This is a genomic window from Roseibium sp. 10G30-5 (assembly GCF_055809635.1).
Genome location: NZ_CM147918.1, coordinates 3,523,101 through 3,535,525, shown reverse-complemented (window position 1 = coordinate 3,535,525; position 12,425 = coordinate 3,523,101). Strand labels below are relative to the sequence as shown.

Genomic DNA, 12,425 nt, shown 5'->3' with positions numbered 1-12,425 from the left:
CGAACATAGCGCGTCCACTCTTTGAAACAACCGTTTTCATCAAACATGTGACTCTTTTAATCTTTCGACGTGTCTTTCAACCGGGAAAGCGCTGCAAAGGGGCTTTCTTCGCCACTTTCAAGCTCTTCTTCGCCATCACTCTCGATGTGATCTGCAAATTCGACGCCCGGCTTGCGGGGAAAGAGGTCAATGTTCAGCGCGAGCTGTTCACACACCACGCCCCCCAGATCCAGCTGGTTGTCGACAATGACATCGGGCGGATCAAGCGATTCCAATTCGATCTCGATCTCGCCTTCGTCATTAATATCCCTGGGCTGGCGACGGCGGGTTGAATAAGGCTCGAACGTGCGATCTATCTCATCAGTAAAGGACTGTGAAAACGGCTCAAGCGTGACGATGCAGATCTGGCGCAGGATCACGTTCAGCGTTCCCTTGACGCGCAAGCCGTCCTTACGCCAGGGCGTGATTTCAAGGTCCGCGACCAGCGTTTCAACGCCATCGACCTGATAGGCCTGCGCGATACGCTCAAGCGTTTCTGCGTCTGGCTTCAAGGTCACGTCCAACGGCTGATTGCCGACTGATGTGGCACGAAGAATATGTTTGTATGGAAAAGCTGCTTTCGTCATTTTCTTCTGTTTATTGTCCTCGTCGCATCATGCCTGCACTGTTGCAGGCGGCTCGGGGAAAGTCAGTATACCTTTGCAAATCGCCTCACTCGGCTGGTCCTGCAAACACTTTTGCGCTTTCATCAGATAGTCGGCAAGTGCCTGAGGGCCATCCATTCCTTCAACGTCTGCAAAGACATTCCGTTTCATGGCTTGCGCAAGGGCCTCACGGTCATTGGCATCAATCGCCGTCATATAGGCATCGGCACGTCCGTAAAAGACCTCTCCCATAACTTTGATCTTCTTGGGGACACCGACATCACTGACGCCCATCTGGCGCAGGCTTGCGTCCATATCATGGAAGAAAAGATCAAAAACCTGCTGACCAAACTCTGCCATCTGCCGCGTTTCTCCCCTGAGACGCGCAAAAAAAACGATGGCATGCGCCACGATCATGTCGAAGCGACCATCAAGCGTGTCAGGGACACCAAGAATTTGATAAAATTGAGGTTGCCGCGCCTGAGTCACGATTTGCGTATAGATCGCATACTCGTTCTTTCGTGATTTACGCCGAAACAGACGGAATACCATTGCCTCTCCCTCACACTTGGTATTGCCTTGAGGCGTATCCCACGATAGGGAATTTGCCAAGGAATGATATTGTCTAAAGGCCGAACAGTCTCGCGGCCACACAGGAAGATACGCATGAAACTCAAGACGCAAGCCGTTCTTATTCCGCTTCTTCTCGCCCTGCCGCTGGGTGGCTGTTTCACCACGTCATACACGCATGGGCATATCATCACGCAGGACATGCTCTCTCAGGTCGAGGTCGGATCCAGCAAAGAACAGATCGAACTGGTGCTCGGATCACCGTCGACGACGTCCACTCTGGGCGGTGATGCCTATTATTATATCTCGCAGAAAAGCGAGACGACCGCCTTCCTCAAGCCGAAAATCGTCGAGCAGCGCGTTGTTGCCATCTACTTCGACGACAAGGGCTTCGTAAAGAATATCGCCAACTATGGCCTGAAAGACGGCAAGGTCTTCGATTACATCGACCGCAAGACCCGCACCGGCGGTCAGGATTACGGCTTCCTGTCGCAGATCCTCAAGGGCGCGACCAAGCCGACGATGGGCCTGTAAGCTCACTACATCTCTGCAAGCACAAAAAAGGACGTCATTTCTCCTGAAGTGACGTCCTTTTTTAGTATTCAGAGCGGTCCAAAGACACGGGTCAAACCGCCAAACCAAAACTCAGAAATGCGTAAACCCTTTGAGGCTCTCCGCTGGCAGAGGCTTGCCGTCTTCGAGCAGGCGAACCACGCCCTCGCCTTCAACCACGGCGCCAATCCGCACGACCGGGCATCGCATCTGTTGTGCGGCAGCTTCAAATGCAGCGCAGGCGTTCTCAGGGATACTCGCAAGGATCTCATAGTCATCACCACCTGTGAGGCATTGGCGAAACAGCGAGAGATCCAGGTCCTTGAGGTGCTGCATCGCAGCCGAGAGCGGTACGCTTGCCAGGTCGATTTCCACATCTGCACCTGAGGCTTCGGCCATATGTCGGGCATCGGCCACAAGCCCATCCGATACATCCATGGCCGCGTTGGCATGATCACGCAACGCCGGTGCAAGATTAACCTTGGGCGCAGGCAACAGATAGCGATCGAGAGCATGACGGCTTTCCACCTCGCTCAAGCCCAGCTCTTCTGCAAGTCTCAAATCAAGGCGTAGTTTCAATCCGAGCGCGGCATCGCCTATGGTTCCAGACACATAGATCCGGTCGCCAATGCGCGCGCCACCGCGGCGCACGGCTTGGCCTTTGGGAACCTCGCCCAGGGCTGTGAGGGAAATCTGCATGTTCTGCCCGGAGCGGATCGTATCTCCTCCCACGAGCACCACATCAAAAGCTGCCTGATCACCCTTGAGGCCACAGCAAAAGCGCTCGACCCATTCGCTGGTCCAGTCATCGGCAAGCCCCAGCCCCAGCAAATAGGCACGCGGACGCGCGCCCTTGGCGGCAAGATCCGACAGATTGACACGCAACGCCTTGGCAGCGATCGCTTCAGGGGGATCATCCGAAAAGAAATGAACGTCGGCAGCGAGCATGTCCTTGGTCAGAACCAGCTCGCAGCCTTCCGTCGGCGTATAGACGGTGGCATCATCCTTGAGGCCAACGCTGCCCGGATCACTTGCCAAGGGCGCCAGAAAACGCCCGATCAGTTCAAACTCACCCGGCCGTGTGTCGGCCATGGTCAGTCTCCACCAGACTTGGCCGCCTCGGTGGTTCCCAGCTCCTGACTGCGAAGGTCATGCGCCAGCCTGTCGAGAACCCCATTGACCAGACCCGGTTCATCGCCCTCAAAAAAGGCTTTGGTCACGTCGATGTATTCGGAAATAATCACACGTGGCGGAACATCCTTGCGGCGCAGAAGCTCAAAGGCTCCCGAACGCAGAACGGCACGCAACAGGCTGTCGATGCGGCGCAAGGGCCAGTCTTCGGCCAGCGCCTTGTGAATGAAGGGGTCAATCAACCGCTGATCTTCCACGACTCCACGCACGATGTCCTTGAACCACTGCTCATCAGCTTCGCGGTACTGCTCGCCATCCAACTCCTTGCCAAGACGGAAGGCTGTGAACTCACCGATGACATCGTCCAGAGCCGCTTCTCCAACGTCCATCTGATACAATGCCTGAACGGCACCAAGGCGGGCAACTCCGCGTTTGTTGGCAGGACGCACAGTCTGTCCGCCCTCGCGCTGGCGATCGACCTTCTCGGTCATGGCTGGTTACACTCCAAGCTTTTCTTTCAAGGCAACCATGTGCAGCGCGGTCTGCGCGGCTTGGCCACCTTTGTTCTTGTCGGTCTTGTTGGCACGCGCCCATGCCTGAACACTGTTCTCGACGGTCTGAATGCCATTGCCGACGGCCAGGTCCGCATCAACGATCAGGTCCATGATGACGCGAGCCGATTCATTGGCCACAATATCGTAATGGCTGGTTTCGCCGCGAATGACGCAACCCAAAAGCACATACCCATCATACAGCGTGCCATCGTTTTCCATCGCCGTGAGGGCCATCGACAGCGCCGCCGGAATTTCCAGAACGCCGGGCACCTCAATGCGATCATAAGAGGCTCCCGCCTCCTCCAGAACCTCAATCGCACCCTCTGCGAGGGCATCGGCAATATCACCGTAAAAGCGCGCTTCGATAATCAGTATCTTCGCAGCTGAGGTCATGGTTTATCTCTTTGGTTGGGAAGGCGACAGGAAACATGCCGCCGACCATTTGTCCAGCAGGTTTTGCTTCGTCCCCGCCGCGGCTGGGGAGAAAATGTTTGTCTGGTAAATGCGCTTCCCAAAACAGAAGCAATCAAGCTTTCCGTATCAGTTAAGCCTCGTGGGCAAACTCCGCAAGCCTAGATACGTAACGAGCCATCATGTCGACTTCCAGATTGATCAGATCGCCTTCCCCACGCTGCCCCACAGGTGGTAACCGACAGGGTGTGCGGAATCAGAAAAACCGAGAACAAGGTCCCTTCGGCCTCGTTGACCGTCAGCGATGTTCCATCCAGGGCGACAGAGCCCTTCTTGGCAATAAAGGGGGCCAGTGCACGTGGCGCTTCAAACTGCAAATAGACACTGTCGGGATGCTCGACCCGCTTGACCAGTTTGGCCATTCCGTCCACATGGCCAAGCACCAGATGCCCGCCGAGTTCCGCTCCCATCGTCAGTGATCGCTCCAGGTTCAGCGTTTCGCCTTCCTTCCAAGAGCCAACAGTGGTCAACTTCAGCGTTTCACTGGCCGATTCAATTTCGAACCACGCCTGCCCATCGTCAAGATGGCCCTTGGCCGTAACCGTGTGGCATGGACCACCGCAGGCGATGGAGGCCCCAATATCAATGCCATCAACATCATAGGCGGTGGCGATGCGCGTGCGCTGCCCGGCCGGAATCTTCTCGATTTTCAGGATCTTGCCCTGATCTGTTACAATGCCGGTAAACATAGGCAATCACACTCCGCGCCGGGTCAGAATTTCAAATCGGTTGGCGCCCGCCCGACCTGTTTCCTTGATGCGATACATGGGGTTTGATCGCACAAGCTCAAGTGGCAGGTCGGCAAATGCCGGAACCCCATCCGCGCCCAACGCCTTGTTGCCATGAAGCAGGCAGAGTTCATCCACCAGATTAGCCTTCCAGAAAGAGGCTGCGACATGCGCGCCCCCTTCAAGCATCAACCGGGTGACCCCCCGAAAGCCAAGCGCTGACAAAACAGCGTCCGGCGCCAACCCATCAGACAACTCCATGACGCGAATGATCTCCACACCGGCCTTTTGCAGCGGCCCCGTGCGCTTCGCGGATGCACCATTGGAGACGATGCACCATACCGGTGTCTCACGTGCCGTACGCACCAACTTGCTGTCCAGCGGCAATCGCGCCTCTGTGTCCAGCACAACGCGCACCGGCGAACGTCCCTCCAGCCCTGGCAAACGACATGTCAGTTCCGGATCATCTGCCACCGCCGTACCAATGCCGATGAGAATGGCGTCGTAGCTTGCTCTCTGGCTGTACACCATACGCTTGGCTTCTGGCCCGGTAATCGCAACCTGCCCCTGTCCTTTGGCGCCAATGGCTCCGTCGGGTGAGACTGCCAGTTTCAAAAAAACCATCGGCTGCATCCGCGTCATGCGACGGACGAACCCCAGATTAGCATCGAGACAGGCCGCCGTCTCCACACCGTCGACGACCTCGATCCCGGCTTCGCGAAGTATGGCGATGCCGCGACCGGCCACGCGCGGATTGGGATCACGCAAGCCAACGACGACGCGGGTAACGCCCGCCTCCTTCAAGGCCAGAGCACAGGGCGGCGTTCGGCCGAAATGGGAACACGGTTCAAGCGTCACGTAACAAGTTGCTCCGCGCGCCAATTCTCCGGCCTGACGCAGGGCATTGACCTCGGCATGGGCACTGCCTGGACGCGCGGTCACGCCGCGCCCGACGATGACAGGCAGGCCGCCCGCCGCATCCGGCTGCACAATCAGCGCACCAACGGAGGGGTTCGGCCAGACATATCCAAGCCCTCGCCGCGACAGCCGCACCGCAGCCTGCATGAAACGCTGGTCGATTGCCGCCTGCTGTGCCGACGACATCGCTGTCATGGGAGAAACTGTTTGCATGGCCCTGGAACGATCACAGATCAATCAACGGCTTGCCATCGGGTCCGCTCAACTCGTCCAGAAGAGCCTCGAAATCCTTGGCTTCTCTGAAGTTCTTGTAAACAGAGGCAAAGCGGACGTAGGCCACGTCATCAATGACCTTGAGACCTTCCATGACGTGATTGCCGATTTCCTCGGCAGTGATGTCGCTCTCACCCGAGCTTTCAAGCTGGCGCACGATGCCACTGACCATTCGCTCAATGCGCTCAGGGTCGACTGGGCGCTTGCGCACCGCGATCTGAACCGAGCGCATCAGCTTTTCCCGATCGAAGGGAACACGACGTCCAGCGCGTTTCAAAACCTGAAGCTCGCGCAATTGCACGCGCTCAAACGTCGTAAAACGGCCGGCGCACGTGCTGCACACCCGGCGCCGGCGGATAGCCGTATTGTCCTCGGTGGGACGCGAGTCCTTCACCTGGGTATCATCACCCCCGCAGTAGGGACACCGCATCAGCTATTCCCTCTTTCTTGTCGCCTGCGCCTCAACGCTCGTAGATCGGGAAGCGGCTGGTCAGTTCAATGACCTTCTGCTTCACAGCAGCTTCGACGGCAGCGTTGCCCTCTTCGCTGTTGGCCGCCTTCAGACCATCAAGCACTTCGGAGATCATCGCGCCAATTTCGCGGAACTCCTCGACGCCGAAGCCGCGGGTCGTGCCAGCAGGTGTCCCAAGACGCACGCCAGAGGTGACGAATGGCTTTTCCGGGTCAAACGGGATGCCGTTCTTGTTGCAGGTGATGTTGGCACGGCCAAGAGCAGCTTCCGCCATTTTGCCAGTGGCATTCTTGGGACGCAGATCAACCAGCATGGAGTGATTGTCCGTGCCACCCGACACAATGTCCAGACCATTGGCCTTGAGCGATTCTGCCAAGGCCTTGGCATTGTCGACGACAGCTTTGGCGTAGATCTTGAAGTCAGGATGCAATGCTTCCTTGAAGGCAACAGCCTTGGCTGCGATGACATGCATCAGCGGCCCCCCTGAAGACCCGGGAAGACAGCCGAGTTGAACTTCTTGGCAAGCGCTTCGTCGTTTGTCAGGATCATGCCGCCACGCGGGCCGCGCAAAGACTTATGCGTCGTGGTTGTGACGACATGCGCATGTGGCACAGGCGAAGGATGGACGCCTGCGGCAACCAGACCGGCAATATGAGCCATGTCGACCATCAGATAAGCGCCAATGGAATCTGCAATCTCGCGGAACTTCTTCCAGTCCCAGATGCGCGAGTAGGCTGTTCCACCAGCCAGGATCAGCTTCGGCTTGTGCTCCTTGGCCAGACGTTCGACGGCATCCATGTCGATCTGGTGATCGTCTTCACGTACGCCGTAAGACACAACGTCAAACCATTTGCCCGACATATTGACCGGCGAGCCATGCGTCAGGTGACCACCCGAGTTGAGATCAAGGCCCATAAACGTGTCGCCCGGCTGAAGCAGCGCCAGAAACACGGCCTGGTTCATCTGGCTGCCCGAGTTTGGCTGCACATTGGCAAAGCCGCAATCGAACAATTTCTTGGCGCGCTCGATGGCCAGCGTTTCAACCACATCGGCATACTCACAGCCGCCGTAGTAGCGCTTGCCCGGATAGCCTTCGGCGTATTTATTGGTAAAAATCGACCCTTGCGCTTCCAGCACGGCCTGCGAAACGATGTTTTCCGAGGCAATCAACTCGATTTCATGCTGCTGGCGACCAAGTTCCTTGCCAATGGCGTCAAAGATCTCGCTGTCGGCCTCTTCGAGAGACTGGCTGAAGAACTGGGAAACGGAAGACTGATTCATCGAAGAACCCATCGGCGACATCCTTTCAATTCAAGCAGGTGCCTTACAAGCGCTTTTGCAGGGCCGCAGCTGTGGCAACGGTTTTTATGTTGGAAAGCGGAGTAGCATAACGCTCTTGAGGAACCAAGAGGCACGATGAAGCAGCAAAGCACAATCGTGTAACTTGCGAGGCTTTACCGCCGCACTCGCCTGCATTGGCTCCATACATGCCCGGATGAGCACGTAAATAGCGTCTGCCCCGGCAAATTTCATTGGCAGGACGAAGGCGCACATATGGGACTGCCCGCTAGTAGAGACGGCCTTCGGAGCGCGGACTTTCGGCGACCTCTTCCTCGACATCTCCAAGCAAACGGCGACGCAGCTTGCGCATGACAAGCTGTTTCAGATGGGCCTGCGAGGTGCGCGCGGGGCCGAAGACACTGACCTCGATGCCCGTTGTGGCGTCAATGGCCACAACCTTGACCTGAGCCCCGACCGGATGGAACTCAAGATACACTTCGCGGCCCGTATCCTTGCCAGATGCCATGGTTTTCTTTCACCGCTGCAGGTCATACAAAAATGCCACGAGCCGAAGCTCGTGGCATGATCTTAATCCATCACATGCGCTGCGGACAACCAGAACCGACGATCACGCCCGCCGTCTGTCACAACGCACCATGGCGCGTCTTAAAGGTTCGCCTGCGCTGTGGTGTTATCTTCTGTCGCATTTTGCAGGTCATCCCGATTATAGATGTCGGGACGGAAATGAACGACACCATCCGAGTTTACCCAAGCCGTAATGTAGGTGATGTAAAGCGGGATCTTCTGATTCAGATCGACATCATCACGATCACCACTCTGGATGATCTGATCAACGCGCTCCCGGTTCCAGTCCGGCGTGGTCGACTGTAGCAACCAGGTGGCCAGCTCGCGCACGTTCTGCACGCGAACGCAGCCTGAAGAATCGAAGCGATAGTCCTTGGAGAACAAGCTCTTCGATGGCGTGTCATGCAGATACACCTGATGGGTGTTGTGGAAATTGATCCGCACCGTGCCCAGAGAGTTGTCCGAGCCCGGATCCTGACGGAAGCGGTACTTGGTGGCCTCTTCCGTGTTCCAGTCAATGTCCTGCCAGCGCAGTTCCTTGCCGTGCCAATCAAAGATCCGGATGTGGTTGCGCGTCAGATACTGCGGGTCCTTCTTCATTTTCGGGATCAGATCCTTGCGGATGATCGAGACCGGCACTGTCCAGTACGGGTTGAAGTTGAGCTGATAGATCTTGGAATTCAGGATCGGGGTCTGACGGTCAATACGCCCGACAACGGCAGTGTGACGCGAATGGACAACGCCGTTCTGTACAGCTTCGATTTCGGCTGCTGGAATGTTCACCATCACGAAGCGCTCGGGCAAGTCACTGGAGATCGCCTTGAGGCGAACAAAGTTGATCTCAAGCTGTTTCAAACGCACCTGAGCCGGGACGTTCATCGGCTCCAGCGTGCCCTTGTCCAGAACCCCGTCGGCCTTGAGGCCATGACGCATCTGGAAACGGCGCAACGCTGCATCAACATAGGAATCGAACACATTCGGCTGCCCTGCGCTCTGCTTCAGATCGCCGGACATAGCCAGTCGCTGGCGCAGGATCGCAACGCGCGGATCGGTCGCTCCGATGCGGATCGACGGGCCCTCAGGCACAACCGGCCAACCGCCATTGTTGACGATCGCGCGGAAATGATCCATCGCGGCAGAGATATAATTGGCAGCATCCGGAGACAGGGTCGGCTGGTTGCCCTGCAAAGCACGCAAGGATTCCAAAGTCTGATCGAACTTGTCAGCCCATTCGAGGTGCTGGTTATACTGACGTGTCGCATCCAGAGGACTGTCGCCGGCATAGGCCGGATAGACGGCACCAAGGAGCATGGCGCTTGTCATCGCCGTTGCGCCCACAGCCATGCCCAAAAGGCGCATCTTTTTGACCGCGCGGCTCACAACGCCTGCAGCAAGGTTCGTTTCTGTCATTTGGCAGGTCACCAATCGTCTTTCAGCTTCTTGAACGTGAAGATCTTCAACACTCATATGAACTACAAAATCGCGAGACGACGCATAAGTTCCCAATTTGGTCCCAAAAGTGGCAACACACCCACCACACAACCAATCTGTTTGATGCGCTCATCCACCACACGGTCGCAAGGCAGAACGGGATGATGCAGCATCGGAAAGAATGTATCGTCACGCTAGGGCAACTGCCCTTTTTCAATGGTCATGCCACGATTTTGCGATCAAACCAAGGCACAGGCCCGAAAAACACGTCGCAAAAACCAATTTCGACGCCAGAAACAGCAAACGCCGTCCTGCACAGGCAGGACGGCGTTTTGTCATCCGGATATGATCGCTGCTTCAGAGGCGATAAAGGATCTGATCGGTCCAGAAACGCTCCAGGCGACGCAGGCTCTTGTTCATCACGACGAAGTCCTCAGGACCAATTTCACCAACCTGCTCGACCGAGAACATGTGACGCTCGTAGAGGTCATTGATGATATGGGCAATATCCTTGCCCTTTTCGGTCAGGCTGACACGCACCGAGCGGCGGTCCATTCTGGAGCGCTGATGATGAATGTAGCCCATGTCGACAAGCTTCTTCAGATTGTACGACACGTTAGACCCGAGATAGTAACCGCGGCTGCGAAGCTCGCCAGCTGTCAGCTCAGCATCGCCGATGTTGAACAACAGGAGTGCCTGAACGCTGTTGACGTCCGAACGGCCCATACGGTCAAATTCGTCTTTGATGACATCAAGCAAGCGACGATGCAGTCGCTCGACCAATGTAAGAGCTTCAAGATAAAGCGGCTTGATTTCCGTTTCGTCTTCGTTGGAAACCACTGCATCAACTGCCCGATTTGCGGTGATCATTGTCTTCGCCTCGTTTTTACTGTCGTTTATGTGGTTATCTTCCCACCTTGCAAACAACATTACGGGGTCGTTTCTAAAATCCGCTTAAGAGACACGCTAAATCAGAAGTTAAATTGGCTTTTGGCTTTCTCATGACTCTAGAAAGATTCCATTCATCACCCCGAACAGCTTGAAAAGCGCAGAATTCCGCCTTGTTTTTCTGCTGCTTAGAGATTGTTAATCTTACCTATCGTTCACCTCTGTGTGGATAAAAATACTTAGTTCATACATTCGACTCTCACGTGGTCACCAATGTCTGTTCGAAGTGACCCATTTTTGGAAACTTTAGGGTCTGAAGGCCCGGTCGCCGACGAAAAATGGGCGCCTTGGTTACGGCGCCCATTAAAAATCTCAGAAAAATCGAACGGCCCGACAACTTCGCCGAATCGTGATTTTCGCCTGTTATTTCCGCTTTTGGTGGAATTGACGATAACTCAGATAATAAAGCCCGGCGAAAATCAGCAGCATAAGCACATATATGGTGATCTCCAACGGCCGTCGGCCGTAGCTCTGGGCAAAGGCCGAATGCAAGGTGATCTGGCTCACGACCCGCAAAACCCACATGACGGCACCCCAGGACACACCCAGCCACAGCCCCACCGCCGCGACAAGATCAAGCACGCCGAAATAGACGGTCGCAGTCTGCCAATCGACGGGCATGTTCCAGAACCACTGCCCCTGCCAGGGCACCAGACCGATAAGCCTTGCCCAATGCACCAGCCCGCTGATGATCAAAAGCACTGCGATAAACCGCAAGTACAGTTTGAGAATATCAGTCCACGGCCAGCGCGTATTCAGCAGATCCTTGACCAGGGCGTTCATCGGGGCCTCCTTATGCAAGCTGCAAATCACCATCCGCAGGCACTTGAAAATACGCTTCGATCCGGGAGGGCGTGACCTCTGTCAGCGCCGACGGGATCCAGCGCGGCTTGCGGTCCTTGTCGACCAGCGCCGCGCGCACCCCTTCGTAAAAGTCATGTTCCCCCAGCATGTGACAGGCGATGCGATAGTCGGTTTTGATGCATTGCGCAAATGACATGCGCTGCGCACGCGCCAAAAGCTCGTAGGTCAACAGAAGACTTGTCGGCGACCTCGAACGCATCAGGGCAGCGGTCTCATCGGCCCAGGGATCACGCGCCTTGTCGAGCCGCGTGAGAATCGCTTCGACCGAGACTGCGGAGAAGGCTGCCTCAATCATCTCATAATGATCAGCCAATGCGCCCTTGGCAGGCTCGCTCGCATGATCGGTCAGACACCCCTCTACATCATCACACGTACACAGGGCCTCGAAGAAAGGCGTCAAATCCCTCCGCATGACGGCATGTGTCAGAAGACCCGCCCTCAAGGCGTCTGGCTGGTCCAGACTTTGCGCTGTCAACGCGCAATAGGCACCAAGGCGATGGTTTGCATGGCTGAGAAAGTGGCTGGCTCCAACATCGGGAAAGAACCCGATCGTTGCCTCAGGCATGGCAAGGCGGGCGAATTCCGTTCCCACCCGATGACTGCCATGCACGGATACCCCCAGCCCACCGCCCATGGCAATGCCGTCGATCAGGGCGATATATGGTTTGGGAAATGCCTTGATGGCGGCATTGAGAGTGTATTCATCGCGGAAGAAGGCGACACCGTCAGCCTGACGCCCTGCCTGCTTCATTTCATAGATGCTTTTGACATCGCCCCCCGAACAGAACGCTCGCTCGCCTGCGCCGCATATAATGACGCGTTCAATTGCGGCATCCCTGGCCCATATTGCCAACCGAGCGGCAATGTGTCGCACCATGGCATGATCCAGCGCGTTCAGTGCACGCGGCCGATCAAGGATGATCACTCCGGCCTTTGCCTTGGTTTCAAAGCGCACGCCCCGTGTTGTTTCAGGGAGGGCCCCATTTGTATCTGCCACATCATT

At 56.2% G+C, this 12,425-nt stretch carries 13 protein-coding genes and 2 pseudogenes; 1 reads left to right on the top strand and 14 read right to left on the bottom strand.

Going from position 1 to position 12,425, the window contains the following annotated elements; genetic code table 11:
* Nucleotides 1-56: 56 nt before the first annotated feature.
* Complete coding sequence (locus AC0L7U_RS17895) at nt 57-626, bottom strand: YceD family protein (RefSeq protein WP_473692640.1); 570 nt, start codon at nt 624-626, stop codon at nt 57-59.
* Between the two features lie 27 nt (nt 627-653).
* Nucleotides 654-1,196, bottom strand: coding sequence for a ubiquinol-cytochrome C chaperone family protein (locus AC0L7U_RS17890; RefSeq protein ID WP_473692638.1), 543 nt, complete (start codon nt 1,194-1,196; stop codon nt 654-656).
* Nucleotides 1,197-1,310: 114 nt separating this feature from the next.
* Between AC0L7U_RS17890 and AC0L7U_RS17885 the strand changes: the two genes are divergently transcribed.
* On the top strand, nt 1,311-1,748 hold the full coding sequence (locus AC0L7U_RS17885; protein WP_473692636.1) for an outer membrane protein assembly factor BamE: 438 nt from the start codon (nt 1,311-1,313) through the stop codon (nt 1,746-1,748).
* A 111-nt stretch (nt 1,749-1,859) separates the two neighbouring features.
* On the opposite strand, the gene thiL is transcribed toward AC0L7U_RS17885, so the two are convergent.
* From thiL to AC0L7U_RS17825, 12 genes and pseudogenes are all read right to left on the bottom strand, one after another.
* On the bottom strand, nt 1,860-2,858 hold the full coding sequence (gene thiL, locus AC0L7U_RS17880; RefSeq protein WP_473692634.1) for a thiamine-phosphate kinase: 999 nt from the start codon (nt 2,856-2,858) through the stop codon (nt 1,860-1,862).
* Nucleotides 2,859-2,860: 2 nt separating this feature from the next.
* Nucleotides 2,861-3,388: a transcription antitermination factor NusB gene (gene nusB, locus AC0L7U_RS17875; protein WP_473692632.1), complete on the bottom strand. Its 528-nt coding sequence runs from the start codon at nt 3,386-3,388 to the stop codon at nt 2,861-2,863.
* Nucleotides 3,389-3,394: 6 nt separating this feature from the next.
* Nucleotides 3,395-3,844: a 6,7-dimethyl-8-ribityllumazine synthase gene (gene ribH / locus AC0L7U_RS17870; RefSeq protein WP_473692630.1), complete on the bottom strand. Its 450-nt coding sequence runs from the start codon at nt 3,842-3,844 to the stop codon at nt 3,395-3,397.
* Between the two features lie 151 nt (nt 3,845-3,995).
* Nucleotides 3,996-4,611: pseudogene (locus tag AC0L7U_RS17865) on the bottom strand (riboflavin synthase).
* Nucleotides 4,612-4,617: 6 nt separating this feature from the next.
* Nucleotides 4,618-5,763 carry a bifunctional diaminohydroxyphosphoribosylaminopyrimidine deaminase/5-amino-6-(5-phosphoribosylamino)uracil reductase RibD gene (gene ribD / locus AC0L7U_RS17860; RefSeq protein ID WP_473692628.1) on the bottom strand — a complete coding sequence of 382 codons (1,146 nt, stop codon included), beginning with the start codon at nt 5,761-5,763 and terminating at the stop codon, nt 4,618-4,620.
* A gap of 31 nt (nt 5,764-5,794) precedes the next feature.
* Entirely contained in the window at nt 5,795-6,271 is a 477-nt protein-coding gene (gene nrdR, locus AC0L7U_RS17855) for a transcriptional regulator NrdR (RefSeq protein WP_473692626.1), read from the bottom strand.
* A gap of 31 nt (nt 6,272-6,302) precedes the next feature.
* Nucleotides 6,303-7,594 (bottom strand): annotated as a pseudogene (gene glyA / locus AC0L7U_RS17850) (serine hydroxymethyltransferase).
* A 286-nt stretch (nt 7,595-7,880) separates the two neighbouring features.
* Nucleotides 7,881-8,120: a DUF6898 family protein gene (locus AC0L7U_RS17845; protein ID WP_473692625.1), complete on the bottom strand. Its 240-nt coding sequence runs from the start codon at nt 8,118-8,120 to the stop codon at nt 7,881-7,883.
* 140 nt (nt 8,121-8,260) lie between these two features.
* Nucleotides 8,261-9,589 carry a L,D-transpeptidase family protein gene (locus AC0L7U_RS17840; RefSeq protein ID WP_473692623.1) on the bottom strand — a complete coding sequence of 443 codons (1,329 nt, stop codon included), beginning with the start codon at nt 9,587-9,589 and terminating at the stop codon, nt 8,261-8,263.
* Between the two features lie 378 nt (nt 9,590-9,967).
* Nucleotides 9,968-10,480, bottom strand: coding sequence for a transcriptional regulator LdtR (gene ldtR / locus AC0L7U_RS17835; protein WP_473692621.1), 513 nt, complete (start codon nt 10,478-10,480; stop codon nt 9,968-9,970).
* A 441-nt stretch (nt 10,481-10,921) separates the two neighbouring features.
* Complete coding sequence (locus tag AC0L7U_RS17830; RefSeq protein ID WP_473692619.1) at nt 10,922-11,341, bottom strand: DUF6163 family protein; 420 nt, start codon at nt 11,339-11,341, stop codon at nt 10,922-10,924.
* Between the two features lie 10 nt (nt 11,342-11,351).
* Nucleotides 11,352-12,419, bottom strand: coding sequence for an enoyl-CoA hydratase/isomerase family protein (locus tag AC0L7U_RS17825; RefSeq protein WP_473692617.1), 1,068 nt, complete (start codon nt 12,417-12,419; stop codon nt 11,352-11,354).
* Between the last annotated feature and the right edge of the window lie 6 nt (nt 12,420-12,425).